Consider the following 26,020-nt stretch of genomic DNA (forward strand, 5'->3'; position numbering starts at 1 on the left):
CCTGATAACTATATGAGTTTAGAAAAACTCATAAAAAAATGTAGGCAGAAAGACCTAAAAGCACAGTCTGAAATTTACCAGCTTTTTGCAGGTAAGCTGTTCGCTTTATGCTTAAAATATTCAAAGAATTATCAAGAAGCGCAAGATAATTTACAAGATGGGTTTATTACCATTTTTAACAAAATAGAGCAGTATAAATTTAAAGGGTCATTTGAAGGGTGGTTAAAGCGTATTATGATCAATACCGCTCTTCAAAAGTACAGAGAGAAAAATGTACTAAACTTAATATCTGAAGAAATACCCGAAGTGATTGAGGTGGAAGTTGATGAAGCGAGTATTTCTTTAGATTTTTTATTGAAGATCATTCAGGAATTACCCAATCGTTATCGATTGGTGTTTAATATGTATGTGTTAGACGGGTATTCGCATAAGGAAATAGCGGAAATGCTAGAAATATCAGAAGGCACATCTAAATCAAACCTTTCAAGGGCACGACAGATTTTAAAAAAGAAAGTTGAAGCAAGTGTTCTTGACATAAAAAAAAATAAAGCTTCTGAGTAATGGAAGATAAGAAACAAATAGACCGCCTGTTTCAAGAGAAACTAAAGGATTATGAGGTTTTTCCTGACGAACAAGTATGGAAAAACATAGAAAAAAGCTTAACAAACAAGAAGAAAAGGCGAGTTGTGCCCTTTTGGTTGCGATTGGGTAGCGCTGCAGCAATAGCCTTGCTTTTGGCAAGCGGTGCTTTTTGGGTATTTAATAATGATGATACGATAAGCTCACCTGATAAGGAGGAGAAAATCGTTCCGGTTTCATTAGATGAAGACAAAAACAATACTAAAATAATAGGAACTGAAAATAGTCAGGAAGGAGAGGTTGTGAATAGTTCTGAGGAAAACAATACAAATTTTGTTCAGGAGAAAGAAGAAAGAATTAAAGAGGAAAAATTTGAAGCTCAAGATAAGGTAATTGTCAAGACGTCAGTTAAAGAAGAACGGCAATCAATCTCTTTAAGCGAAGAAACAGCAGTAGTTAATGGTTTCGATTCTAGAGAGAGACAAATGTATAATTCAGAAAATCAAGACAATCGGCAAAAGAATGCTCAAAACAATATTGCTGAAGTTCATATAGACAATGAAGTTTCTAAAGAGAAAAAAACCTCACAGAATTTACAAGGGGCCATTGCCGCGAATACACCTGAATTGAAAAGTATTGAAGAAGTACTAAATGAGAATGAAGAAGCTGTTGCGCTAGAACCCAAAGAAAAGCAAAAGAAATGGTCTGTTGGTACTCTTGTGGCACCGGTATTTTTTAATACACTTCAGGATGGCTCTCCTATTGACCCTTCGTTAGCTGCCAATGCAAAGAAATCGAATACGTCTTTGTCTTACGGTATTAAAGTAAATTATAAAATCAATGATAGATTGAGCCTGCAATCAGGAGTACATTCGGTAGATCTTGCATATCAGACCAATGATGTAAGCGCCCAAATTTCTTCTAGTGAAGCCTTGGCGGCCAATACCAATATTGATACAAATATTAAAGATGTGAATGTAATTACTTTTTCTGCTATTAATATCGCAAATCAAACTTTTGAATTGTCAGCACCACAACAAAGCACCTCATTCAATTTAAGTGGAGACTTAAATCAATCAATGAGTTATCTGGAGATTCCATTAGAAGCAAAATATAGTATTCTACAAAAGAAATTTGGCGTAAATGTTATTGGTGGTGTTAGCACCTATGTTTTGTATCAAAACAAAATATCATTATCAAATAATTTTGAGAAGACTACTTTAGGAGAGGCTTCTAATTTAAATGATGTGAATTTTAGCGGGAATGTTGGCTTAGATTTAGACTATAAGATCAATAAAAAATTATATATGAACGTAACCCCTATGTTTAAGTATCAGTTTAATACATTTTCAAAAAATGATGGTGGTTTTCGTCCATATTATTTAGGTGTTTACACCGGATTAAATTTTAGGTTTTAGTTGGTTAATTGTATTTGGGTGGTTACCAAATATGGCATGAAAGCTGGACATTTTTGTCCGGCTTTTTTGTTTTTATTATCGTAATTTAGCTGTCCAATTAAACTAAATAGAATGACATTAATAGCTACAGGTTTTGGCATAGAAAAAGCACTTGAAAAATTAGGTGTTAAAGAGGTGAATGAAGGAACTTCAACAGGATCAAATTGGTTTTCTAATGGAGACCTTATTGAATCTTACTCACCTGTTGATGGTCAATTAATAGGAAAGGTAAAAACAACTACCAAAGAAGACTATGAAAATGTTTTAGAATCGGCAACAACAGCTTTTAAAACTTGGCGTGTAATGCCTGCTCCACAACGAGGTGAGATTGTTCGCCAGTTTGGGGATAAATTACGTGAACTTAAAGAACCATTAGGGAAATTGGTTTCTTATGAAATGGGAAAGAGTTACCAAGAAGGGCTTGGTGAAGTGCAAGAAATGATTGACATCTGTGACTTTGCTGTTGGACTGTCTCGCCAACTACATGGGTTGACTATGCATAGTGAACGTTTTGGTCATAGAATGTATGAACAGTATCATCCATTAGGAGTAGTCGGTATCATCTCAGCATTTAACTTTCCGGTTGCGGTGTGGTCATGGAACACTGCTTTGGCTTGGATATGTGGAGACGTATGTGTATGGAAGCCTTCTGAAAAAGCGCCGTTATGCGGTGTAGCATGCCAGAACATAGCCGCTGAAGTGTTTAAAGCAAATAATTTACCTGAAGGTATTTCTTGTTTAATAAATGGCGATTATAAAGTAGGTGAGTTTATGACTACTGATAAGCGAATTCCACTAATATCCGCAACAGGTTCTACAAGAATGGGTAAGATAGTGGCTAAAACAGTGGGTGAGCGCTTAGGAAAATCTTTGCTAGAGTTAGGAGGTAATAATGCTATTATCGTAACACCAGACGCAGATATAAAAATGACGGTAATCGGAGCTGTTTTTGGTGCGGTTGGCACAGCAGGACAGCGTTGCACCTCTACCCGTCGTCTTATTATTCATGAATCAATATATGATACCGTTAAAAATGCGGTAGTAGATGCTTATAAACAATTACGAATTGGTAACCCATTGGATGAGAATAACCATGTAGGTCCGTTGATTGATAAAGACGCTGTTAGCATGTATCAAGCAGCTTTAGATAAGGTAGTTGAAGAAGGAGGAAACATTGTAGTTGAAGGTGGTGTTTTGCAAGGAGAAGGTTATGAAAGTGGTTGTTACGTAAAACCAGCCATCGCTGAAGCTGATAATTCTTTTGAAATAGTGCAACATGAAACCTTTGCTCCGGTATTATACTTACTAAAGTATTCTGGAGATATAGAAAATGCTATTGATGTTCAGAATGGCGTGGCCCAAGGCTTGTCTTCTGCTATTATGACTAATAACTTACGAGAAGCAGAGCGATTTTTAAGCCATGCAGGCTCTGATTGTGGTATAGCTAATGTAAATATTGGCACATCAGGAGCAGAGATAGGTGGCGCTTTTGGTGGCGAAAAAGATACAGGGGGAGGAAGAGAAAGTGGTTCAGACGCTTGGAAAGTGTATATGAGACGTCAAACAAATACTATTAATTATACAACAGACTTACCATTAGCACAAGGGATTAAATTTGATCTATAACAAATAATATCTTATAGAAAAAAGTGAAGAAAGCCCTCAATTTTGAGGGTTTTTTTAAATTAAAAAACCTTGTTTCAATGCCAAACTGTATGGGAGAAACAAGGTTATATCTTGTAGTTGATATTTGTCAACTAAAACTATGATACAAATATCTAAAGTGAGTTGCGTATCAGCAAGAGGAAAATTCCTGATTTTTAAGGGGATTTTCCCTGTTTTTTAACAAATGGGTGACTTTTTTGTAAATTAATGGTCTAAATAATTGAAATAAGGCGAAAAAGATTTCTTATTCTTAAATTTAAGAATGCAATTATATAGCGCAAACTATTAACTAAAAACAACTTCATGAGTAAAAAAACATCATATCTTCTAGGTATTTTATTTACAATTATTCTGGGTACACTACTGTATTGTTATTTATGTAATAACTGTCACTGTTTTCCAAGTGATGAATCAGAAACAACAAAAGAAAATATAAGTGTAGAACCAGAAGTACAACCAGCTACATTAACCCCTTTTATCATAAAAGACGTTAATGGAGATTTTGCACTTAACATTAATGACAATTTTAATTTTAATGGTTCCAATTTCAAGATTTTAGAACCTATTTCTGCAAATGTAGATGATGGAGTATTAAAAGTAAAAGAGTATTTCGATGCTAACGGACAAAAAAGACTAAAAATAACGGGCTATTACACAAATGATGAGGAAAACAATTCGGCATATCCTAATTTGGGCCTTGCCAGAGCGAATGCAGTAAAGAATTATTTTGTTTCTAAAGGTATTTCATCCCGATTGATAGACACATTTGGTGAATTAAAAGGTACTATGAGGCCTGATGAAAATAACGTTTACTACGGCCCCGTAGCATATGATATAATTACACTGGCTGAAGATGATACTTCAAGAGAAGAAGCTATTAAGGCCTTAGGTGATGAAATTAGGGCAAACCCATTAATATTATACTTTAATACAGGTGAAGCTTCAATTACATTAAGTGCAGAGCAGCGCCAAAAAATGGCAAATATCTCGAGATATTTAGATAAAGTAGGCGGCGCCACTTGTAATGTGGTAGGCCATACAGATAATACTGGAGATTCGGAGAATAACATTGTATTAGGTCAAGAACGTGCAGATTTTGCGAAAAGGTATTTAATTAGAAATACCATTCCTGAAAGGAAAATTTCGGCTACTTCTAAAGGTCAAACAGAACCTATTGCCGATAATAATACTGAAGAAGGAAGGGCTAAAAACAGAAGAACAATTGTAACTATAAACTAAAAACAACTTTAAAACATAAAATTATGAATTGGTGTATATTAATTCCATTATTAGTAGGTTTAATCTCAGCCTTATTAGGTTATTTATTAGGAAAGTTAACAGGAGGGAATATTGATGAATGGAAGGCAAAAGTAACACACTTAGAAGCAGATTTGAATGACTGCCGATCAAGCAAGGCAAACCTAGCTTCTTCATTGGCAGCAAGCGTTATGGCTTTTAATGCTGATGCAGCAAAAGCAGTTTTTGGTAAGCGTATCAAAGAAAATGATTTAACAATAGTTGAAGGTATTGGTCCTAAAATTCAAGAGTTATTTCATAATCATGGTATCAATACTTGGAAAGAATTATCAGAGGCGGCCATTGAAACTTGTCAACGCGTGTTAGATAACGGAGGAGAGCGCTTTAAGATGCATGACCCTGGAACATGGCCAGAACAAGCTAGATTAGCTTATGAAGGAAAATGGCAAAAGCTTTTTGATTGGCAAGAAGAACTTGACGGAGGAAGATAATTGTCAATTAAAATGTAAAAATAAAGACCACCTTAGATTCTAAGGTGGTTTTTTGATAGGAAGAGAGTTCCTTAATAATCTTTTATAGACGCTATAAGAGATTATAATAAACACAAAACCACGTGAAATAGCAGGTAAGATATCAACAGTCTAAGAATAAAAAAGGATTAAAAACGTTTGTAAGTAATGTTGGTTTGTTATTTTTAACCAATATATTGGCATGGATTTTGACTTTTATGCCTTGGTAATGTTTTAGTTACCAATAATTTAAACAGAGAGTATGAAGAAAATAGTACTTATTATATTTTTCATTTCGTTTGTATTTGTGGGGTTTATAACAATTGAAGGTCAAGAGGATAGATGGAAAGCCCCAAGCGAAGCAAAGAACATTAAGAACCCGGTAAAACCTATCAATAGACGTGTATCTGCAAATAAAGGTAAGCGTATCTTTAAAACACGTTGTATGATATGTCATGGTCCTGAAGGTAAAGGTAATGGCCCTGGTGGTAAAGCATTGAGTCCAAAACCTCAAAACCTTACACTACCCATGGTTGAAAAGCAAACAGATGGCGAATTATTTTGGAAAGTTTCTAATGGTAGAAATGCCATGATTAAATGGGGCCCCATCTTATCAGAAAGTGAACGCTGGGATGTGGTAAACTATGTGCGTACTCTTCAACGACGCTAGTTGTATTTTAATTTTCGTAAGATACGCTCAGTCTCTTTGATTTTTATGTAGGGTAGTTTATCGTCTAATTCCCTTAAATAAGGCCTAACTTCTGCTATTTTATTTTTAGCATCTACAAATCCGTTAAGGGAACAAATAAGATATGTAATAGGTAATTGATTGAGATCTTTTAGATCAATTTTACTTAGTGAAAGCCCTTTTTTTAGCTTTTCAAGAAGCACATTATTAGTATTATAAATGTGTTTTAAAACTATTGGGTCAAACTGAGGAGGTTCAAATAATAGCTCAGATGCTATATCATGTGTGCCATTATCCTTGAAATGAATAATAGTTTTTTCAAGAGGATAGTAGGTAATATCTTTATCAATGCCTAATTGAATATATTCAGTAATGATGAATGACTGCTCATTGAATTGAATTTGAACATCATCAAGAGCCGAATAAAATAATCGAATTTGTTCATTTATTAGCTCAATATCTACACGTGAATAATACGTTTTGGTATTCACTATATTTTTTTGCCCAGCCCAACATAGTACAAATTGGTCTTTAAAAACTTTGTATTGAGGGTCAAGCTCATCATTATGGTTTTCAAAAAAGTCAAACACGCCATTCAAGGTCAGCTCTATATTATTTGCAGCATTTTTCTCAATAGCCAATACAATTGATTTGTTGGTACTTTTTAATTCAAATAAATAGTCAGAAGGTATTGAAGTGCTTCCTTTTCTATTAAAAACCATATCTCTTGGGTATTTCCAAATTGTCTTTTTGAAGGAAGTGATTTCATTGATTGGGTGAATGGTAACCAAACCAACAACTTTATGCCTTGAAAGCCTAGGGAAAGCAATGTTTTCGTATTGAATTTTAGGAGGGTTTATCAAGTAAGCATTCACCAGGTTTTGAATTTTACTGTCATCAAAAAAATCTACTCCGGTTATTTTATTTCCTTTATCATGAACACCCACAATGATATAAGAATTGTTCTCTGGGTTTGAATTGGATAAGGCACACACATGTTTTAAGAATTTTGCCTTTCCTTCTTTGGTGCCAAAATTGAGTTTTAGCTTTTTGTCATAAAAACTATTCTCATCATTATAGGCGAGAAGGTTCTTAATTAAAAGCTGCTTATTAATCATTTTTAATAGAGAGAAGGTATTGTTTGCAATATAATGATTAGAGAATAACTAAACGAAAAGAAAAATGTTATAAAAACATAAAAAAACCGCCTCAGAAACCTGAGGCGGCGTTGGTTGAAATGAATCAACCAAAATCAACTAACCAAACCTTATCTTTATACTTTTGTATGTCTTTTTTTTGTTTTGCGATTTGTTTTGAATCGCTTTTCATTTCTGGGTTTTTGGCCAGAAGCACCATTCTTAAATAGAATGTTTCCTCTTCCTTTAAATTCGTATGTTCTTCCAGAGTTGATATGGTATAGGCTAATCAGGGTATCATCTATAACGCTCAACTCAAACTCTTCATTGTCTGAAAAATCATAATCTAGTGTTAAAATTTTCAGATCATCAAATCCCTCTACATCAAATACTTCATAGTTGCCTATGTAATCCCAATTAATGAAATCAATATTTGTGCCAAACTCATCTTCTGATGACCTAAACGTATCTGTGTCTCCACCAGGTGTAAACTCTAAATAGTTCTCAAAATCAAAAGCATTATCTGAACCTTCACCACTTGTAAATGTTTTTTCCCAGGCTACATATTCTTGCAAGAAATACTCAATATTATCATAGAATACAAAGTCATAATCAAAGTTATTTCTAAAATAACCAATCAAATAGTATGAAGTATTCGTAAATGTATCTCTAAGAATAATCTCATCACGAGACGATTGTATCACTTCTAAATCAATGAACCCGTCAAGATTATGATCAATTTCTAGAACACCATTTATTGTGCTGTAGTATCCAATTTGTTGACCAAAACCATTGCCATTAGAACCCAGACCTACCAGGTTATTGTTAGCATATAAACGGTTATTTTGAAAAGAAATTGTAAAAGCTTTTGATAAAAAAGGAACATCTCCATTTCCAGTTGTTCTGTTATAATCTACGTACCATAAATCATATGAAGTGACGAGTTGTTCAAGACTAATACTATCATCTATAATATCATCGCCAACTGATACAACACAAGAACTCAACAAGGTTGTGGTTAGCATTAAACCTGTAAGTAATTTTAAAAGCTTCATAAGGCACAATTTTAATGTTTCTGTTGTTAAGAAATCAAACGCTGTGCCAAAAATCTTTATTGGTAGTAAAGTGTCTCTGTTTTCTTTAAGTTTTTGATTAAGAAATAGCGTTTTTCATTGTTGATGAAATAACTTATAACAGCCTCATTATCATTGAGTTCAAAAGGACTTTTTTTAATTATTCTTGGAGGTCTATTACCAAATTCTTCCTTGGGGTCAGAAGACAAAATAAGATTTCTATCTTTAAGATTTGGTGCTATAAAATTACCGATTAAAGTTAACAGATCTTTAGACTCACTTGTTTCTAATTTGGTCATTTTTCCATGAAAATAAATAGAATCAAAAGTTATCTTGTTTTCAGGCTTATTCATTTTTACTGTAACCAAAGTTCCCTTAGAGCCTGGTCTACCACCTACCCAATCTTGATATGTTAATTCTTTAATATTAACCGGAACTTTTTTATCAAATTTATCTTTATCACATTGTGAAAAACTCATAAGCAAAACAAACAATGGTAAGAATAGTATTTTTTTCATTTTTTCTTCTTTATAATATATAGGCAATAAAAATGCCAAATTACTAATAGGCTCTTTGTTTATTGCCTTCAAAGAAGTTTATAAAAGCTCTATTGACCACTTTAATTCCTCCTATGGTAGGATATTTTCCAGTAAAATACCAATCTCCAGTATGATTTGGGCAAGCCTTATGAAGTCCCTCTATAGATTGATATATAACTTTAACTTCAGCATTAATATCTTCTGTCTTTAATAATTGCGCTATTTTATCTGAAATCTGATCCGCCGTAAAAGGTTTGTAAAATGCACGCACGTAGTTTTCTAGTTCGTTACCTTGAACACTATCTTGATTTTTACATTTTTTGTACACCTCTTCCACAATATGGTATTGGTCTGTCTCTTTCAGTAATTCAAGAGCAGCCTTAAAGGCAATAAATTCTTCTATGCGCGCCATGTCAATACCATAGCAATCCGGATATCGAATTTGAGGAGCAGAAGAGACAACTACTATTTTTTTAGGATTTAACCTATCAAGTATTCTAATAATACTTTTCTTAAGTGTGGTACCACGAACGATACTATCGTCAATAATTACCAGGTTATCACTAGATTTTACAACACCGTAGGTAACATCATAGACATGTGCTACTAGATCATCCCTACTATTATCATCTGCAATAAATGTCCTTAATTTTGCATCTTTAATCGCTATTTTTTCGATACGAGCCCTCTCGGATAATACTTGGGTTACTTTCTCTGCTGAGATGGAGCGTTGCCCTTTTAAAATGGTTTGCAGCTTGTTTTCAATTAAATAATCATCAGCGGCTTGCGACATTCCGAAGAAAGATGTTTCGGCGGTATTAGGTATGTAAGAAAACACTGTATTGTTAACATCATTATCAATAGCCTTTAGAATGTTGGGAAACACATAGCGCCCCAAATTTTTACGCTCTTTATAAATTTCTGCATCGCTACCTCTTGAAAAATAAATACGCTCAAATGAGCATGATTTTTTTGGTAACTGTTCCTTGATCTGCTCAACGGATGTAACACCATTCTTTTTAATTATCAATGCATGCGCACGCTCCAACTCTTTTATTTCGCTATAACCAACATTAAAAACTGTTTGAATCACAGGTCTTTCAGAAGCCACCACCACCACTTCATCGTCCTTATAATAATATGTAGGACGTATACCAGCCGGATCTCTAAATACAAAGGCATCGCCATGCCCAATTAAGCCTACCATAGCATAACCACCATCCCAATTTTTTGAAGCGCGTTGTAATATGTTTTTGATATCTAATTCTTCTTCTATTACAGGTGAGGCAGCTTTTTTACTAATACCTCTCTCTTTGCAGCTTTGGTATAAATTCTGAACTTCATCATCCAAAAAATGACCAATTTTTTCCATTACGGTCACAGTATCTGTGCTCTCCTTTGGATGTTGCCCAAGCTCTATAAGCTCTTCTAACAATTCATTGGCATTGGTCATATTAAAGTTACCCGCAACAATCAAATTTTTATGTTTCCAGTTATTTTGGCGAAGAAAGGGATGCACACTCTCAATACTATTTTTGCCAAAAGTACCATAGCGAACATGTCCTAAAAATAGATTACCTACATAAGGCATATTTTCTAATTGCCACTGAGCATCTTTTGCCTTTTCAGGGTTCTTTTCTAGAATGTTATTTAAACGGTCATTAATTTGAGCGAAAATATCTTGAATAGGAGATTGTTGATTTGAGCGAACCCTGCTAATATAGCGCGTACCAGGATTAACATCAAACTTTATACTAGCAAAACCAGCACCATCTTGACCACGATTGTGCTGTTTTTCCATCATTAAATACATTTTATTGATGCCATAAAAAGAAGTGCCATATTTCTTTTGGTAGTAATCTAGTGGTTTTAGTAACCGTACTAATGCGATACCGCATTCATGCTTTATTGCTTCGCTCATAAACGTTTATAAACAAAAATCCGCGCTCAAAGGCGCGGATGTATTAATTGATTTCTATTTCAAATTGCGTTAGCTGTTTAAATAATTGCAATCGGTTTTGAACTTCTTCCTGTTTCAAGTTCACCATACGTTCGGTTCCAAATTTCTCTACGCAAAAGGATGCTAAATTAGATCCATAAATGACCGCATTTTTCATATTTTCAAAGGAAATATCTTCTGTTTTTGCAATATATCCGGCGAACCCGCCAGCAAACGTATCACCAGCCCCTGTAGGATCAAAAACTTCAGCTAAAGGTAATGCTGGAGCATAAAACATATTGCCATTATTAAATAATAATGCACCATGTTCTCCTTTTTTAATCACCACATATTGTGGCCCCATACTATGTATTTTTTTGGCAGCATTTACCAATGAATATTCACCGCTTAACTGTCGTGCTTCTTCATCGTTTATTGTAATAACATCAATGCGTTTTATAACCTCCAATAAATCTTCTAAGGCAGAATTCATCCAGAAATTCATAGTATCTAAAATGACCAGCTTAGGCTTTTCTGCCATTTGATCTAATACAGATGCCTGTACTAAGGGATGTAAATTTCCCAACATTACTACAGGAGCGTCTTTAAAACTTTCAGGAACAACAGGGTTAAAGTCTGCCAACGTATTTAATTCAGTAATTAAAGTGTCACGCGAATTCATATCATTATGGTAGCGTCCACTCCAAAAGAAAGTTTTTCCTCCTTCAACAATCTCAATTCCAGAAGTGTCAATATTATGACTGTTGAGCATATCTAAATAAGTCTGTGGCATATCATCACCTACTACAGAAACAATTCCGGTTTTTACTCCAAATTGTGCGGCAGCCAGTCCCACGAAAGTGGCGGAACCACCTAAAATTTTATCAGTTTTGCCAAAAGGTGTTTCAATGGCATCAAAGGCAACGGTGCCTACCGCTAATAACTTCCCCATTCTTTTTTTTTAATGTAATTTTGCCGCTCTAATCACGACTGTGCAAAAATAAGTTTAAAAAATGACTATCAAAGAAATACAAGAAGAAATTGTAGACGAGTTTTCACTCTATGATGATTGGATGGAGCGCTATGAACATCTGATTGAGTTAGGCAAGTCACTTCCGTTGATAGATGAACAATATAAGGTTGAAGATAATATTATAAAAGGTTGCCAGTCTAAAGTATGGGTGCACGGCGAATTACAAGGTGATAAGGTTGTATTTACGGCTGATAGCGATGCCATTTTAACTAAAGGATTGGTAGGTTTGTTATTACGCGTTTTTTCTAATAGAACACCACAGGAAATTATGGATGCCGATACTGATTTTATTGATGAAATTGGGTTGAAGGAACATCTAAGCCCAACCAGGGCAAATGGGTTGGTATCTATGATCAAACAATTGAAAATGTACGCAGTAGCATTTCAGGCTAAGTTGACGCAATAATAGTATCTTTGATAGTGTAAATTTTGAGTTATGACAGATGTACAAGTACAAGAAGTAGGTGATAAAATAGTAGACGTTTTAAAAACCATATTTGATCCTGAAATTCCGGTGGATATTTATGAATTAGGGCTAATATATGATGTGTTTGTTAATGAAAGTAAAGAGGCTAAAATATTAATGACTTTAACGTCTCCTAACTGCCCCGTAGCAGAAACCTTACCGGTTGAAGTAGAAGAAAAAGTTCAGACCTTAGAAGAGATTGACAATGCTGAGGTAGAAATCACGTTTGACCCCCCTTGGAGTCAGGATATGATGAGTGAGGAAGCAAAATTAGAATTAGGGTTTTTGTAGATAAAAAACGTCATTACGAATGAAATGAAGTAATCTGTTTGAAAAGATTGCCTCGTCGTCCGGATAGCTATCGGAACTCATCGCAATGGCATGATAAAATTATGGCAGAAGAAATTATCAATAGAGTAGCGCAAAGTAAACTGGTTACTATTGACCTTGAGGAATGGTATCCAGAAGGAAAGCGCTTGCTATTTGATATTGCTGATTGGCTTTATGAAGGACTATTATTGCGCGAAAAAGATTTCCGTGAAGAGGTTGAGAATCATGATTGGCAGCAATATCTAGATAATTATGTGGCACTGACGTGCAGCACCGATGCCATCATTCCTTCTTGGGCTTACTTGCTGCTGACTACTAAACTTAGTCCATTTGTTAAAAGACTGGTTGTTGGAAACTTAGAACTATTAGAAACTACCATATTTCAGGAAATTATCTATGATTTGGATGTTAACCATTATGCTAATAAACCTATCATTATTAAAGGCTGTGCCAACAAGCCCATTCCTGTAACCGCCTCTGTTCAACTTGTTGAAAAATTGCTCCCAGTAGCTAAGTCAATTATGTTTGGAGAAGCTTGTTCAACAGTTCCTCTATACAAGCAAAAAAAGTAGCTTCCTTTTGTGACTTTCATAGTTAACTTGTGTCTATTTAAGGAAATAGCGTATTTTTGCGCCGCAGAAACTAAAAATTAATTTTAAAAATGAAAAAATTAGTGCTCATAGTAGCAGTGATGTTCGGGATAGCATCATTTGCACAGACAAAAGAAGAATTATTAGCTAAACAAGCTCCTAAAAAAGACTCCATTGCTAAATTACAAGGTGAAGTTGATGCTTTACAGGCACAGATAGATGCCTTACCGGGTTGGAGAATTGGTGCTTTTGGTACTATAGGTGCCAACATAGCAGGTTACGATAAGTGGTACTCAAGAGGTACACCAAATACCTCAGCAGGAAACATTGGGGTTACGGTTAATGGATTTGCCAACTTAATTCAGGAAAAGTATTTCTGGAGAAACTCAACCAATATTAACATGGCATGGGTTAAGAATGACGACAAAGACAACCCAGATGACAGTAACGACTTCGATTCTGCCTCAGATGTTTTTACAATTACATCTTTGTATGGTTGGAAATTAAGCGACAAATGGGCAGTCTCAGCTTTGGGAGAGTACAGGTCTACAATTATTGAAAACTTTAATGACCCAGGTTATTTAGATTTAGGTGTGGGTGCAACATGGACACCAATCCAAGATTTGATCGTAGTAATACACCCTTTGAATTATAACTTTGTATTTGCAGATAATGATACAGCATTTAACTCTTCATTGGGAGCAAAGATTGTGGCCGACTATACAAAGCAATTAGGCAAAGTAAATTTTAAAACCAATTTTACAACATTCCAAAGCTATGAAAGTGGAGATCTTTCTAACTGGACATGGATCAACTCTTTTGGCTATACGTTCTGGAAAGGAATTGGTTTAGGTTTTGAATTCGGTTTGCGAGGAAATCATCAGGAAGTACTAAACGATGCTTTAACTCAAAATTTAGGTTCTGGAAACCCAAATCCTAGATATGATCCAGATGCAACATTTGATAATACTGATAATGAGGTTCAATCATACTGGTTGTTTGGTTTGAACTATTCATTCTAAATGATGCGTTAATAATATTAAAAAGGCTCTCAAAATGAGAGTCTTTTTTTATACTAGCATTTCTTGTTACTTTTGCCGTTAAATAAAACCTTCAATGGCCTTACTCATTATTTACGGAATTGTTTCCATCTTCTTTTCATTTTTATGTTCTATTCTTGAAGCGGTATTATTAAGTGTTACACCTACTTTTATTAATGTTAAGAAAAAAGAAGGAAAGGCTTATGCAGAAAACTTAGAAATCCTGAAAAAGGATGTAGACAAACCGCTTATTGCCATCTTAACCTTAAACACCATTGCACATACTGTAGGCGCCATTTTGGTAGGAGTGCAGGCTAAGGTGGCGTATGCTGAGATTTACGGAAGTAAACCAAGGAGCATTTTTGGCATTGAGTTCACCGAAGACCTAATGGTAGGTGTCGTTTCTTCTGTGATGACTATTTTGATTTTAGTTGCCTCTGAGATTATTCCGAAGACTATTGGAGCTACTTACTGGAAACAACTTGCCAATTTTACTAGCAAGGCATTGAATGTTCTTATTTTCCCATTGAAGTGGACAGGAATACTTTGGTTATTGCAACTCACAACAAAATTGATTGGAGGAAAAGGACATCATGGTAGTGTATTAAGCCGTGAAGATTTTCATGCCATGGCAGATATTGCTCATGAAGAAGGCGTTTTTGAAGAGTCAGAATCTAAGGTCATAAAGAACCTTTTGAATTTTAAGAGCATTTTTGCCAAAGATATTATGACCCCAAGAACAGTACTTAAAATTGCACCCGAAGATCAAAATATCAAAGCGTTCTTTGATGAAAATAAGGATTTGCGTTTCTCCAGAATACCAGTGTATAAAGACAATCAGGATAATATTACGGGTTATGTTCTAAAGGATGACGTCTACAAAAACTTAGCTGAAGACAAGGATCAAAAAGTCATGGGAGAGCTCAAACGAAAATTATTGGCTGTTGGTAGAAATGTTCCCATTCCTAATTTATTTGAAAAACTGGTAGAGGAGAAAGAACATATCGCCTTGGTGGTTGATGAGTATGGCTCTATAAGTGGATTGGTCACTATGGAAGATGTCATTGAAACCTTGCTAGGTCTTGAAATCATGGATGAAAGCGATACCGATTCTGACATGCAACAATTGGCACGCAAAAACTGGGAAAAACGTGCAAAAAGATTGGGAATTATCGATGAAGATAGTTCTTCTGATTCATGAAATTTCTCAATCCTTTTTTTCATTTATTAATATTTTTTTTACTTACCCTGCTTACTCAAATAGGAGGAATAGTTTATCTTATTTCACTTCTTCTTGTTAGAAGAAAAACTTCTCAAAGGGCGTTAAAACGTCTCGGGCTTTTTTCTGCACTTTATGTAGCAGCAACTTTTCTAATAATTCCAATACTTGCCCCATTTTTTGGTAGAGAAAGAATACAAGAATCAGAATTAGTAAAGGCACATTCTTTTGTCTACACTCTGGCAAATAGAAATTATGTAAGACCTGAAATGAACAATACACTGAATAAGATTTCCCAAGATTTATCAAAAAGATATAATGGAATTAAAGTTGTGTATTTAGATGCTAACTTTCCTTTTATGGATGGCTTTCCGTTATTTCCTCATTTAAGTCATAATGATGGTAAAAAGATAGACATTTCTTTTATCTACAAGAAAAATGATAAGCTTACCAATAAGAAACCTTCAGTTAGTGGTTACGGTATCTACGAACATCCAAAAAGAAAAGAATACAATCAAATTAAAGCGTGTAAGACACAAGGAAATTGGCAGTATGACTTTCCTAAGTATTTAACATTAGGTAAAATAAATAAAGGCATTAAGTTTTCTGAAAAAGCGACAAAAGGTATTGCAAATATAATTACAGATCAATCTGAAGTAGGAAAATTATTTATTGAACCACATTTAAAACAACGGCTCAATTTAACAAGTGCCAAGGTAAGGTTTCATGGTTGTCAATCCGTAAGACATGATGACCATATTCACTTTCAATTACAATAATGTTTATGTCATTCCTGCGGAGGCAGTAATCTAGAGGAAATCTATTAAAAAAGATTTTACTTGCATGCTCAGACGCTGCCTAGAGTGACAACAAGGGATGAAAAAAGTTAATGATATTCCTGATATAAGAAATCATTATACGGAAAACGTGTGATGTGTATTTTCTTAACTTCCTCAAAAACTTTTTCTCTGAATTCTTCTAAGTTTTCTTTATTTAATGCTGAGATGAACAAGCAATTATCACCTAATTTTCCCATCCAGGTTTTTTTCCAATCACCAAGGGTAAAGTGTGCCGTTGTTTTTTCGGTTACCAAATCGTCTTCATCAATAGTTTCATGAGTATACGCATCAATTTTATTAAAAACCATCAAAGTGGGCTTATCAGAGCTAGCTATTTCATCTAGAATAGTATTAACTGACTCTATGTGTTCTTCAAAATTTGGATGCGAAATATCTACTACATGCAACAACAGATCAGCTTCTCTTACCTCATCCAAGGTAGACTTAAATGATTCTACTAATTGCGTAGGTAATTTTCTAATAAACCCTACAGTATCAGATAATAAAAAGGGGATATTTCTGATGACAACTTTTCTAACAGTAGTATCTAAGGTGGCAAATAATTTGTTTTCGGCAAAGACCTTACTCTTACTGATGGTATTCATTAAGGTAGATTTCCCAACATTGGTATACCCAACTAGAGCTACACGTACCATTTTACCACGATTCCCTCTTTGTACTGCCATTTGCTTATCTATGGTAACCAATTTCTTTTTCAGTAGGGAAATTTTATCACGTACAATACGGCGGTCAGTTTCTATTTCTGTTTCCCCTGGGCCACGCATACCAATACCACCACGTTGACGCTCTAAGTGTGTCCATAATCCTGCCAGACGAGGTAATAAATACTGATATTGTGCTAATTCAACCTGTGTTCTGGCATAATGCGTTTGTGCCCGTTGCGCAAAAATATCTAAGATCAAACTTGTTCTATCTAAGATTTTGCAACGTAAAATGCGTTCAATATTTTTTTGCTGTGCGGGAGAGAGCTCATCATCAAAAATAACAGAACCTATTTTATTGTTATCTACAAATTCTTGAACTTCTTCCATTTTACCTGAACCTATAAAGGTTTTTGGGTTAGGCATATCAATACGTTGAGTGAAGCGTTTTACCACTTCTCCACCGGCTGTGAAGGTTAGAAATTCTAACTCATCCAAATATTCCTTTGATTTTTGTTCGTCTTGTTCTTTATTGATCACTCCTATCAAGACGGTCTTTTCAAAGTCTAAGGTCTTCTTTTCTATCATGGCGCAAAGGTAGAAAGTTTAATGATTTTTTGTACTTTTCAGACCTTTTAAACACTGTTTTGCGCGATAATTCCAGAGATTTATTTACTGTTGCTTTCTATAACCTCGAAAACTTATTCGATACCATAGATGATCCAGATACTCTGGATGATGATTTTACCCCTGATGGACGAAAAAAATGGAATGCAAAACGCTATGACAGAAAATTAAAAAAACTGAGCTCGGTGATTGATGACATAGGCGAAGAGGAGACGAGAAAAGCACCTGCCCTTATTGGTGTTGCCGAGGTTGAAAATGAACAGGTACTTATTGACCTGATCAGCAAAAAAGACCTCTCAGAACATCATTATGGTATTGTGCACTACGATTCCTCAGATGAGCGAGGTATTGAAGTTGCACTATTATACAAAAAAGAATATTTTGAATTGCTAGCCTCTGAAGCATTTCCGGTTTTATTATTTAATGAAGATGGCGAGCGTGATTTTACGAGAGATATTCTATTGGTAAAAGGGAAGTTAAAAGGTGAACTTGTGCATGTTATCGTGAACCATTGGCCGTCAAGACGAAGTGGCACTGAAGAAACGGCCAATAAGCGCATCAAAGCAGCTGAGAAGGTGCATGAGATTATTGACACAATTCGAAAGGAGAACTTAGATGCTAAGATCATCATCATGGGCGACTTTAATGACAATCCAACGAATACGAGTGTTAAGCAGTACTTAGTATCACCGGATTTTTACAACCCTTATGAATCAATGTTCGACAGAGGTAGAGGTACCGCTAAGCATAAGTCGGCATGGTTTTTATTTGATCAGATCATTTTTAGCAGAAACTTCTTTGACGAAAGCAATGGATTGGTCTATAGAAAGGCAGAAATCTTTGATGAGCATTTTCTAAAATCTTGGAAAGGAAAGCATAAAGGAAGCCCTTTTAGAACCTACATCGGTAAATGGCACCAAGGTGGATTTAGTGATCATTTTCCGGTGTATATTACACTAGAAAGAAAAAACTAGCTAAAAACCGGAAGTGAACAAATTTCGAGCTCCTTTAATTCCACATTTCTGATATTTATTATAAGCCTGAGCAGCTCTTTCTTTAATGTCTTTGTCAGACTCGTTAAGCATCCAACCATCAACAGCTGATTTTAAAACATAAGCTTCAGGAGCCATTAAATGCGTAGTCCATAATACAGGCTTTGCATTTGCAGATTTCAATTCGTTATGAAAATAGCTTTTACTGTAGCAAGCTAAAACAATAGCATCTTTAGTATTTGTTTTTTCTTCATCATTATACTTAACATCAACATTAAATTCCATAAGTCCATCATGCCCTATATAAGTGACTAGATCGGCGCCTCCTCCAAAACTCAATAATTTATCGTCTGCATTTATTGTCATTTTGTTTTGTTTGTTTGAAGATTTCAAAAAGTCTTCAATGCAAGTTTTTATTTTTGCTCCATCATAAGCTTCAGCCAATAAATAAGTGTCTTTTGATTTATGTTTAAACAATACTCTATCAAGAATATTAGAATCATCAGAATTTAGATTTCTTATTAGATTCCAATCAGAAGTCTTGTACTTAAAGAAGGATTTCACATCATAAGCAGCTCCCCAATAAAGATTATTTGCAGGATCTTTACCATTACCAAGTTTTTTAGGAACAGGAACAATTCCTTGATTAACATTATCACATAAGGCAACAAAAACATGAATTGTTTTAGTTTGACTGAAACCAATTAATGAATTGAAAAAAATAAGTAGTGCTATTAACTTTCTCATGTAATATACTCTTTATATATAGCAATTGGTATAAGTGCTGTCCAGCCGCAGAAATCTTTTTTAGAAGGCATGCCGTATGAGATAAGATCAGGCGCATAGTTTTCCCAAAAAGTGCCTGTTGCCTCAAATACAATGGCTACATTTTTATAAATTTTAGCGGCCAAGTCCTTTGCTAACTCTTGTTTTCCAACAGTCGTTAATCCTTTTAATACCATATAAACAGTAGGCGCCCATACACCACCTAACCAGTAATCGCCCCAGCCTACATAATCAGGGTCGGATGCCGAGAGTGCCGGTAAGGGTGTTTTGCGATAAAACTCATTGGGGTTGGTTAAATGCGATAAGAACCTATCCATTCTATCTTCAGGAACAAGTTGCCCTAAGAGCGTCCAGTACATACCAATATGGCCTCGTTGTACCTGCTTGTCAAAACCAAGATCATAATAAAAACCATCGTCTTCATTCCAACATTTTTCATTGATGGCTTTTTTCACTTTGGCATGAAAATCATCATAGCCTCGTATATCTTCATTTTTACCAATTGTTTTTGCCATTTCTTTTAATTGCAAGGCAAACATGGCCATTTGCGATGAAAAATCTACTAAACGCGCCTGCTTATTCCATACGCCTTGTTTGGTATCTACATACTCCCTGATAAACGTGTTAAGTTTTATTTCTCCGGAAGCATCCATAGCGGCCAGTTTCTCACCGAGTTCATGATGTGACATTCCATTGCCTTCTTTAGGTTCCCAATCTCTGGGAGCTCTGGGAATATTATCCATTCCCATACCTAAAGTGTCTCCATAAAAAAGATGGTCGTTTAGCATATAGGTATTTACATGAAACTCAAAATTCTTTTTTAAGATAGGATAGACCTTTTTTAAACGCTCTATGTCCTTAGAGACGCTAAAAATTTCGGTTTCGGCAAGAGCCAATAATGGCGGATTGATAGAAACGGGATGCTCTTTAGACCATAGGGGAGTACCATCATGACGGTATTCACGGCAGATATAGCCATCATCTTCCATACGATCATAGAAATTATCTAAGGCTTGGTATACTGGTAATTCATCTAGGTGATATTTGGCAAAACAACACATAAAACAGGTATCCCATAAAAAGATATTTTTAGAAAATGCAGCGTCTATAAAAGGCTTTTTAAAGAAGACTTCACTATCACCACCACGCACTTTGCTTTTGGTAATTTCTAAGGCTTTTTCATACATTTTTTTAGAAAGCTCATCAGAAACCACAAACTCTTCAGACGCCTTTGCTAAGGTTTCTTGAAGTTGGTTTTCTGTTTTGCACGAAGTTAAAGGTGCGATGCTTACAGCGCCGGCAGCCAGGGTAAATTGCTTGGTAAAATCACGTCTCTTCACGGTGTAAAATTTTAAAGATAAAAAGGTACGGGTTTTAGCAATGATTTTAAAATTCAAGCATGAATTCGGTTATATTTACCTAACCCCCGGTGTAAAATTACCCGGCGTGTCTTGAGGTGAGTTGGTGGTTCCTGCGCCGCCAGTGTCGTTCCAAATATCCCATTCCGAAAATGTATATACTGTATTTCCTTGGTTAATAGAGGCTTTTCTATTGGCCCTACCATCTTCAAATTCATGATTGGTTCCAGTACCATCTTGACCAATCACACCAAAAACGTCCACAACATTACCCTGTGAGTCTACCAATTCAAAATTGTCATCGCCGTTTGAATCGGCAGGGCTTCCGGAGCCACCTTCAAGATCGGGGGCAAAACCAAATACAGATTCAAATGTCGGGGCATTGGCAGCAATCACGAAAGCATCTCCGCTGGCAACGGCATTTCCTGTTAGGTCTATTTCAGAAGAAACAGACGTATTGTCATTGGTATATCTACGGAGTGTCCATCCGTTAAGTGTGACCGCTTCATCTTCGGCATTGTAAATTTCAATAAAGCGTGCCCCTGAATTATTATTTGGGTCGGCTATTTCTGAGATAAACAGGTTGTTCTTTAAATTGGCAACAATATCCAAGCGTTCACCACTCATATTTACATCTAACAGCGTTCTGATAAATAACTGGTAATCATCTCCAAATTTGGTAAGTACTCCTCTGATAGTTCCGTTACCGTTAGGTACTTCTATATTGGAGAAATCGGCAAATTGACTGGTACGGACAATTAACTGAGCACCCGTTTCATCAATGATAAAATGATTGGTCGAGCCACCAATACTATTGCTACTTTCAAAATAAGTATTGCCAATGGCATTATCATTAAACTGAATTCCCGTAAATTCTACCAGTGTATTTAATCTGGAATCGTTGACCTCTTCAATTTTTAAGGTGCTTACCAAAGAAGCTTCTTCAGTAACCTCACATGACTTTACAATCACTTCTTCAAATTGGGTAGAGCGGATTCTTTGAATTTCATCATCTTCTAAATTACCAATGATGAGCATATCATGGTCTTTTTGAATGTACAACCCTTGTAGGTTAATAAAGACTTTCCTCCCCGGATTGTAAATGGTATACAAGTCATTGACATCAACAGGCATTTGCAGACCAATTGAACCTTCTGGATTTTGAAATGACAATGTCTTAAAGAAATTACCACTTTGATCACTAGAAACCACATAGGCCTCAATAATATCTTGAGCTTCATATAAAAATGGCGTGTCCGTTGCGAGTGCATGTATTTCTTCAATGGTTTTTGTTGCTGTTAATTCATTACCTGAGCAAACAATTTCTGGAATATCATATTCATCATCCAAACAAGAAATAAGTGTAAAAGCAATCATCAATAAAATAATATTCACTCTCTTCATAAGACCTTTTTTAAAAACTAAAAGACAGATTTACAAAATAGGTACGCCCAAAGCCATACCAATATTTATTACCAAAATTTCTTTGATTTATACCGTTAGCAGTGTCTTCAACCAGATCACCATAATTGGCTGTTCTTGACTGTTCGTAACCTCCAGTTCTATAGACTGTATCAAATACATTATTTATACTGGCAAAAAAGCTTAAATAGTGATCTTTAATCCGCCATGATTTACCTCCAACAAGATTGAGCAGATAAAAGCTATCAAATGCTTCTTGTTGTAATAAATTTGTTGCCAAGCTTTCATCTATGTTTTCAAAAGGAAGTCCAAAATCATCAGGGTTGTTAAAGAAACTATCTGTTCTTGTAATACTAGATGGTTGAACGTACGATTGTGATAAATAATTAGCAGTTGCACCTACCCACCAATAATCAGGATCTCTATATTCAACACCTAACGACAAGACTTGTTGAGGTCCATTGGCTACCCTATAATTTTTTAAATAGCTAGTACCAAAATCCTGAAACCCGGTTGTGTTGATGAGATCATTATTAAACCCGGTTACGTCAAAATTTACCGCAGTATTGGCATTATCTTTATAATAATGTTCGCCAAAGGCAGCTACTAAACTAAACGTAACAGCATCAGTAAATTGATATTCCAATCCCCATTCCAATCCTATATGCCTAGTATCGATATTGGTAACAACTTCCTGAAAAAAGTCAGCGCCGGAACCTGTTTCCGCAAAGAAATAATTAATATCTGTTCTATTATTAAAATCGGTTGCATAGGCAGTCAAAGTACTTTTAAGGTCAGGCAAACGCAATACATAGGAAGCGTCAAGACTCAATATAGTTTCCGATAGTAAATCAGGTACAATCAAGTTGTTTTCACGAGGATTTACAAATGTATTTTGAACAGTTGGAGGCCGGGATAGATAGGCACCATTTATAGTTGCCAAATGCCTTCCAGTAATTTTATAGCTCGCCCCTCCTTTTACTGAAAAGTCATTAAACGAAACCGACTCACTTTTGCCTAAGGAATTGTCTTCAAAAGCTTGGTTTAAAAACTTCCCTTTGCGTTGATAATTTGTTGAGGTATAGTGACCACTTGCATAAGCATCTAATTTGTTTCTACTATATTTTAATTGTACAAATCCACCTAATTGATCAGCAAAAATATCATAATGGTATTTGATTTTTTGGTCAATTGATTTCTGCGGACCCTCTAAAAGGTTATTAGCAGACGGTTGTCCATTAATCAACGTAAAATTATTAACATCAGTATAGTATTGAGATCCTAACATGTCTTTTGGTTGGGCGTAGTTAACAGCAGTCGAGGTCTGGTAATTAACGCCTATATCCAGAGATAGCTCATTTGTAAGTTTTGTGTTTGCAATAATGTTTGCATTTAAAATGCTATTTTCTACAACATCATTGTAAAGCAGATATCGCGCACTACCTCCATCTAATACATTTTCAACATTTCTATTGGCATCATAGAGCGCATTCCAATCAACTTGTGGGTTTTCTGAAATAGAAGGCAAGTATCTCCAGTAGTTTGGATTCGGATTTGGTGCATTTGCATAATCTAAACGACTTCTTTTTTGAGTTCCATTTTGGTAGGATATGTTTGAGGTAATTGATAGATCATCACCTTCGTAAAAATAAGAAAGCATAAAAATTGGCTGACTAATGTCAATAATCCTTGAATTTCTTTTCCTGCCATCCTGACGACCCCAATACGGATTGTATTTTCTGCCTAATTCATTAAAAACGCGTTCTGTAATGGCAGATTGCTGTCCACGTTTTGAAGGTGAAAAAATACCTGTTAGAGCTATGCTATTTTTCGGATTTAATTGATATTCCAATCCTCCGAATAAACTATAAGCATCATAAAAAGTGCCATCAATATAGGCTTCATCTGCCCAGCGTTTGGAAGCAGACACACTATAAGATAGTCCATTTTTAAGTAAACCAGAATTATAGGTCGCCATAAATCTAGCACTATAGGTTCTATTACTATACGAAGAGGTAATTCTGAGCCCTGGTCTATATTGAGATGCTCTGGTATTGATATTAGTGGTACCTAAAAGTCCGCCAAACGAAAAATCATTTACTTTTAAGCCATAGGTAAATTCTTGATTTCTGGTTACATCATTCAAACCGCCCCAAAGATTCCATTGAGCTCTACCATTAAAAAAGCTATTCATTTCAAGTCCATTGATCAGTACTTTTCCATTTTGAGAATCATAGCCTCTAGGCCGGAAAAAGGCTTGTCCAAAATCAAAAGCAGCTCTTTTTTGAAAGATATCTCTTGAAGCTTGTAAAATACCTGTGACATTTTCTAAAAGGCCAATGTCATCATCTAATTCTTCATCAGTTAAAGAAATAGTGCCATTGTTCTCTTGTAGATTCGTAAAAGAAGTATTCAAAAAGATAACTCCTAAATCTAACTCTTGGTTTGGTGAAATGTCAATAGGTAGTGAAATCGATTCATACCCATTTTTAGATATTTGAAGAATATATGTACCTTGAGAGACATTTTTTAATTCAAAATAACCATCAGTTTGTGTATTGGTTTGATGAAAACTATTTTCAATGTTGATAGCAGCACCAAAAATTTCTTGTTTTGTATCTGAATCCACCACAAAACCTTTTATGGAGCTGAAATTTTGAGAATGCCCTATAAGCACATAGCAAAAGCTTATGAAGAGATATAAATGTTTAGCCATTATTTATGGTAAAAAGATAGTAAAATTTTATTAAAACGATAGTTTAAAGCGACTTGTATGACTTTAAAGCAGCTCCTGGTACTTCTATTCTTTGGTTTTTCGTGTAACCTTCAAGCTCAAAAGAGCTATGATATTAGAACTATTGCATTTTATAATGTAGAGAACTTATTTGACACCATAAATGATCCTAAAACCTTTGATGACGCAAGAACTCCTAAGGGAAAATATAATTACAACACTAAAGTATATTGGGATAAGATTGAGAAGCTAAGTAAGGTGATTTCTGAAATTGGTTTTGAAAAAGCACAGATGAGCCCAGTAATTGTAGGGTTATGTGAGGTAGAAAATGAGAGTGTTTTGAAGGATTTAATCAATTCATCTCATTTAAAGGATAAAGGCTATCAATTTATTCATCAAGACTCTCCTGATGAAAGAGGTATAGACGTAGCATTGTTATATAGGAGACAGTTTTTTAAACCGTTAGGCTATAAAACATATGAATTACTACTTTATAATGAAGATAATTTTCGGGATTATACCAGAGACCAATTAGTAGTTTCAGGAGTATTGGGAAACGACCTTATGTATCTAATTGTAAATCATTGGCCTTCACGAAGAGGTGGCAAACAGAAAAGTAATCATTTGCGAATGGCTGCTGCTAAGCTCAATTCAAAAATTATGGACTCCATACGAAAAGAAACTAAGAATGCTAAGATCGTAACGATGGGTGATTTTAATGACGATCCTACTGACCCTAGTATTCAGAAAGTACTCAAGACCAAATCAAAGAAAAATGATTTAAAATGTTATGAACTCTATAATCCAATGGAAGATATGCACAGAAGAGGTTTTAATACCTTAGCCTATAGAGATCAATTAAATTTATTTGATCAAATTATAGTATCACAACCGTTTTTGGAAAAGCAAGATGAGGGCTATCAATTTTTTAAAGCAGGGATTTATAACAAAAAGTATTTAACAAATCAAAAAGGACGGTTTAAAAATTATCCATTAAGGAGTTATAACTTTAATACCTATCAAGGAGGATATAGTGATCATTTTCCGGTGTATATGTATTTAATTAAAGAACAAAACTAA

General features: G+C 35.0%; 24 protein-coding genes. 14 read left to right on the forward strand and 10 right to left on the reverse strand.

The features are described from left to right. The first annotated feature begins 12 nt into the window (after positions 1–12). The 6 genes from AC1EU5_RS01185 to AC1EU5_RS01210 all read left to right on the forward strand — a co-directional run bounded on the left by AC1EU5_RS01185 (position 13) and on the right by AC1EU5_RS01210 (position 6,137). The gene (locus tag AC1EU5_RS01185; protein WP_480190513.1) at positions 13–561 is read left to right on the forward strand and encodes an RNA polymerase sigma factor; all 549 of its coding nucleotides are present in this window, start codon (positions 13–15) and stop codon (positions 559–561) included. Next, the gene (locus tag AC1EU5_RS01190) at positions 561–1,997 is read left to right on the forward strand and encodes a hypothetical protein (RefSeq protein ID WP_480190514.1); all 1,437 of its coding nucleotides are present in this window, start codon (positions 561–563) and stop codon (positions 1,995–1,997) included. Before AC1EU5_RS01185 ends, AC1EU5_RS01190 begins: the two co-directional genes overlap by 1 nt. Positions 1,998–2,108: 111 nt before the next feature. Next, positions 2,109–3,662: an L-piperidine-6-carboxylate dehydrogenase gene (gene amaB / locus AC1EU5_RS01195; RefSeq protein WP_480190515.1), complete on the forward strand. Its 1,554-nt coding sequence runs from the start codon at positions 2,109–2,111 to the stop codon at positions 3,660–3,662. Positions 3,663–4,004: 342 nt separating this feature from the next. Then, a complete protein-coding gene (locus tag AC1EU5_RS01200) occupies positions 4,005–4,940 on the forward strand; it encodes an OmpA family protein (RefSeq protein ID WP_480190516.1) in 936 nt (311 codons plus the stop codon). A gap of 23 nt (positions 4,941–4,963) precedes the next feature. After that, positions 4,964–5,449 (forward strand): hypothetical protein, encoded by a 486-nt coding sequence (locus AC1EU5_RS01205; RefSeq protein ID WP_480190517.1) that lies wholly within the window; start codon positions 4,964–4,966, stop codon positions 5,447–5,449. A gap of 280 nt (positions 5,450–5,729) precedes the next feature. Then, a complete protein-coding gene (locus AC1EU5_RS01210; RefSeq protein ID WP_480190518.1) occupies positions 5,730–6,137 on the forward strand; it encodes a c-type cytochrome in 408 nt (135 codons plus the stop codon). Here the strand turns inward: AC1EU5_RS01210 and AC1EU5_RS01215 are convergent. The 5 genes from AC1EU5_RS01215 to AC1EU5_RS01235 form a co-directional block, all read right to left on the reverse strand. Continuing rightward, positions 6,134–7,273: a DUF5929 domain-containing protein gene (locus AC1EU5_RS01215; protein WP_480190519.1), complete on the reverse strand. Its 1,140-nt coding sequence runs from the start codon at positions 7,271–7,273 to the stop codon at positions 6,134–6,136. The two genes, AC1EU5_RS01210 and AC1EU5_RS01215, sit on opposite strands and share 4 nt — an antisense overlap. A gap of 155 nt (positions 7,274–7,428) precedes the next feature. After that, positions 7,429–8,346: a hypothetical protein gene (locus tag AC1EU5_RS01220; protein ID WP_480190520.1), complete on the reverse strand. Its 918-nt coding sequence runs from the start codon at positions 8,344–8,346 to the stop codon at positions 7,429–7,431. Between the two features lie 56 nt (positions 8,347–8,402). After that, complete coding sequence (locus tag AC1EU5_RS01225) at positions 8,403–8,882, reverse strand: hypothetical protein (protein ID WP_480190521.1); 480 nt, start codon at positions 8,880–8,882, stop codon at positions 8,403–8,405. A 43-nt stretch (positions 8,883–8,925) separates the two neighbouring features. Then, positions 8,926–10,824, reverse strand: a complete 1,899-nt coding sequence (locus AC1EU5_RS01230; RefSeq protein ID WP_480190522.1) for an amidophosphoribosyltransferase — start codon at positions 10,822–10,824, stop codon at positions 8,926–8,928. Between the two features lie 43 nt (positions 10,825–10,867). Then, the gene (locus AC1EU5_RS01235) at positions 10,868–11,794 is read right to left on the reverse strand and encodes a PfkB family carbohydrate kinase (RefSeq protein WP_480190523.1); all 927 of its coding nucleotides are present in this window, start codon (positions 11,792–11,794) and stop codon (positions 10,868–10,870) included. A gap of 61 nt (positions 11,795–11,855) precedes the next feature. Here AC1EU5_RS01235 and AC1EU5_RS01240 point away from each other — a divergent pair, with 61 nt between their 5' ends. From AC1EU5_RS01240 to AC1EU5_RS01265, 6 genes are all read left to right on the forward strand, one after another. Continuing rightward, positions 11,856–12,281 carry a SufE family protein gene (locus AC1EU5_RS01240; RefSeq protein ID WP_480190524.1) on the forward strand — a complete coding sequence of 142 codons (426 nt, stop codon included), beginning with the start codon at positions 11,856–11,858 and terminating at the stop codon, positions 12,279–12,281. Positions 12,282–12,311: 30 nt separating this feature from the next. Continuing rightward, a complete protein-coding gene (locus AC1EU5_RS01245) occupies positions 12,312–12,632 on the forward strand; it encodes an iron-sulfur cluster assembly protein (RefSeq protein WP_480190525.1) in 321 nt (106 codons plus the stop codon). Between the two features lie 101 nt (positions 12,633–12,733). Continuing rightward, complete coding sequence (locus AC1EU5_RS01250) at positions 12,734–13,243, forward strand: DUF2480 family protein (protein WP_480191081.1); 510 nt, start codon at positions 12,734–12,736, stop codon at positions 13,241–13,243. Positions 13,244–13,332: 89 nt separating this feature from the next. Beyond that, positions 13,333–14,283: a DUF3078 domain-containing protein gene (locus AC1EU5_RS01255; protein ID WP_480190526.1), complete on the forward strand. Its 951-nt coding sequence runs from the start codon at positions 13,333–13,335 to the stop codon at positions 14,281–14,283. Between the two features lie 94 nt (positions 14,284–14,377). Continuing rightward, positions 14,378–15,502 carry a CNNM domain-containing protein gene (locus tag AC1EU5_RS01260; RefSeq protein ID WP_480190527.1) on the forward strand — a complete coding sequence of 375 codons (1,125 nt, stop codon included), beginning with the start codon at positions 14,378–14,380 and terminating at the stop codon, positions 15,500–15,502. After that, entirely contained in the window at positions 15,499–16,299 is an 801-nt protein-coding gene (locus AC1EU5_RS01265) for a hypothetical protein (RefSeq protein WP_480190528.1), read from the forward strand. Before AC1EU5_RS01260 ends, AC1EU5_RS01265 begins: the two co-directional genes overlap by 4 nt. A gap of 107 nt (positions 16,300–16,406) precedes the next feature. Here AC1EU5_RS01265 and hflX read toward each other — a convergent pair whose 3' ends face one another. Then, entirely contained in the window at positions 16,407–17,609 is a 1,203-nt protein-coding gene (gene hflX, locus AC1EU5_RS01270) for a GTPase HflX (RefSeq protein ID WP_480190529.1), read from the reverse strand. A 59-nt stretch (positions 17,610–17,668) separates the two neighbouring features. Here hflX and AC1EU5_RS01275 point away from each other — a divergent pair, with 59 nt between their 5' ends. Then, on the forward strand, positions 17,669–18,622 hold the full coding sequence (locus AC1EU5_RS01275; RefSeq protein WP_480190530.1) for an endonuclease/exonuclease/phosphatase family protein: 954 nt from the start codon (positions 17,669–17,671) through the stop codon (positions 18,620–18,622). On the opposite strand, the gene AC1EU5_RS01280 is transcribed toward AC1EU5_RS01275, so the two are convergent. The 4 genes from AC1EU5_RS01280 to AC1EU5_RS01295 all read right to left on the reverse strand — a co-directional run bounded on the left by AC1EU5_RS01280 (position 18,623) and on the right by AC1EU5_RS01295 (position 24,922). Next, positions 18,623–19,387 carry a hypothetical protein gene (locus tag AC1EU5_RS01280; RefSeq protein ID WP_480190531.1) on the reverse strand — a complete coding sequence of 255 codons (765 nt, stop codon included), beginning with the start codon at positions 19,385–19,387 and terminating at the stop codon, positions 18,623–18,625. Further along, entirely contained in the window at positions 19,384–20,766 is a 1,383-nt protein-coding gene (locus tag AC1EU5_RS01285; protein ID WP_480190532.1) for an MGH1-like glycoside hydrolase domain-containing protein, read from the reverse strand. The genes AC1EU5_RS01280 and AC1EU5_RS01285 overlap by 4 nt, the downstream gene beginning before the upstream one ends. A 75-nt stretch (positions 20,767–20,841) precedes the next feature. Further along, positions 20,842–22,188, reverse strand: coding sequence for a DUF5689 domain-containing protein (locus AC1EU5_RS01290; RefSeq protein WP_480190533.1), 1,347 nt, complete (start codon positions 22,186–22,188; stop codon positions 20,842–20,844). Between the two features lie 10 nt (positions 22,189–22,198). After that, the gene (locus tag AC1EU5_RS01295) at positions 22,199–24,922 is read right to left on the reverse strand and encodes a carboxypeptidase-like regulatory domain-containing protein (RefSeq protein ID WP_480190534.1); all 2,724 of its coding nucleotides are present in this window, start codon (positions 24,920–24,922) and stop codon (positions 22,199–22,201) included. A gap of 57 nt (positions 24,923–24,979) precedes the next feature. Between AC1EU5_RS01295 and AC1EU5_RS01300 the strand changes: the two genes are divergently transcribed. Then, positions 24,980–26,020: an endonuclease/exonuclease/phosphatase family protein gene (locus tag AC1EU5_RS01300; RefSeq protein ID WP_480190535.1), complete on the forward strand. Its 1,041-nt coding sequence runs from the start codon at positions 24,980–24,982 to the stop codon at positions 26,018–26,020.

The organism is Maritimimonas sp. 2405UD52-3 (genome assembly GCF_056591715.1).

What these genes read in the sequence shown, in the direction of transcription:
- AC1EU5_RS01205 (WP_480190517.1), top strand. Translation starts at nt 4,964, where the DNA reads ATGAATTGGTGTATATTAATTCCATTATTAGTAGGTTTAATCTCAGCC.
- AC1EU5_RS01200 (WP_480190516.1), top strand. Translation starts at nt 4,005, where the DNA reads ATGAGTAAAAAAACATCATATCTTCTAGGTATTTTATTTACAATTATT.
- amaB (WP_480190515.1), top strand. Translation starts at nt 2,109, where the DNA reads ATGACATTAATAGCTACAGGTTTTGGCATAGAAAAAGCACTTGAAAAA.
- AC1EU5_RS01250 (WP_480191081.1), top strand. Translation starts at nt 12,734, where the DNA reads ATGGCAGAAGAAATTATCAATAGAGTAGCGCAAAGTAAACTGGTTACT.
- AC1EU5_RS01235 (WP_480190523.1), bottom strand. Translation starts at nt 11,794, where the DNA reads ATGGGGAAGTTATTAGCGGTAGGCACCGTTGCCTTTGATGCCATTGAA.
- AC1EU5_RS01245 (WP_480190525.1), top strand. Translation starts at nt 12,312, where the DNA reads ATGACAGATGTACAAGTACAAGAAGTAGGTGATAAAATAGTAGACGTT.
- AC1EU5_RS01220 (WP_480190520.1), bottom strand. Translation starts at nt 8,346, where the DNA reads ATGAAGCTTTTAAAATTACTTACAGGTTTAATGCTAACCACAACCTTG.
- AC1EU5_RS01215 (WP_480190519.1), bottom strand. Translation starts at nt 7,273, where the DNA reads ATGATTAATAAGCAGCTTTTAATTAAGAACCTTCTCGCCTATAATGAT.
- AC1EU5_RS01265 (WP_480190528.1), top strand. Translation starts at nt 15,499, where the DNA reads ATGAAATTTCTCAATCCTTTTTTTCATTTATTAATATTTTTTTTACTT.
- AC1EU5_RS01225 (WP_480190521.1), bottom strand. Translation starts at nt 8,882, where the DNA reads ATGAAAAAAATACTATTCTTACCATTGTTTGTTTTGCTTATGAGTTTT.
- AC1EU5_RS01210 (WP_480190518.1), top strand. Translation starts at nt 5,730, where the DNA reads ATGAAGAAAATAGTACTTATTATATTTTTCATTTCGTTTGTATTTGTG.
- AC1EU5_RS01185 (WP_480190513.1), top strand. Translation starts at nt 13, where the DNA reads ATGAGTTTAGAAAAACTCATAAAAAAATGTAGGCAGAAAGACCTAAAA.
- AC1EU5_RS01290 (WP_480190533.1), bottom strand. Translation starts at nt 22,188, where the DNA reads ATGAAGAGAGTGAATATTATTTTATTGATGATTGCTTTTACACTTATT.
- AC1EU5_RS01280 (WP_480190531.1), bottom strand. Translation starts at nt 19,387, where the DNA reads ATGAGAAAGTTAATAGCACTACTTATTTTTTTCAATTCATTAATTGGT.
- hflX (WP_480190529.1), bottom strand. Translation starts at nt 17,609, where the DNA reads ATGATAGAAAAGAAGACCTTAGACTTTGAAAAGACCGTCTTGATAGGA.
- AC1EU5_RS01240 (WP_480190524.1), top strand. Translation starts at nt 11,856, where the DNA reads ATGACTATCAAAGAAATACAAGAAGAAATTGTAGACGAGTTTTCACTC.
- AC1EU5_RS01190 (WP_480190514.1), top strand. Translation starts at nt 561, where the DNA reads ATGGAAGATAAGAAACAAATAGACCGCCTGTTTCAAGAGAAACTAAAG.
- AC1EU5_RS01230 (WP_480190522.1), bottom strand. Translation starts at nt 10,824, where the DNA reads ATGAGCGAAGCAATAAAGCATGAATGCGGTATCGCATTAGTACGGTTA.
- AC1EU5_RS01295 (WP_480190534.1), bottom strand. Translation starts at nt 24,922, where the DNA reads ATGGCTAAACATTTATATCTCTTCATAAGCTTTTGCTATGTGCTTATA.
- AC1EU5_RS01300 (WP_480190535.1), top strand. Translation starts at nt 24,980, where the DNA reads ATGACTTTAAAGCAGCTCCTGGTACTTCTATTCTTTGGTTTTTCGTGT.
- AC1EU5_RS01255 (WP_480190526.1), top strand. Translation starts at nt 13,333, where the DNA reads ATGAAAAAATTAGTGCTCATAGTAGCAGTGATGTTCGGGATAGCATCA.
- AC1EU5_RS01260 (WP_480190527.1), top strand. Translation starts at nt 14,378, where the DNA reads ATGGCCTTACTCATTATTTACGGAATTGTTTCCATCTTCTTTTCATTT.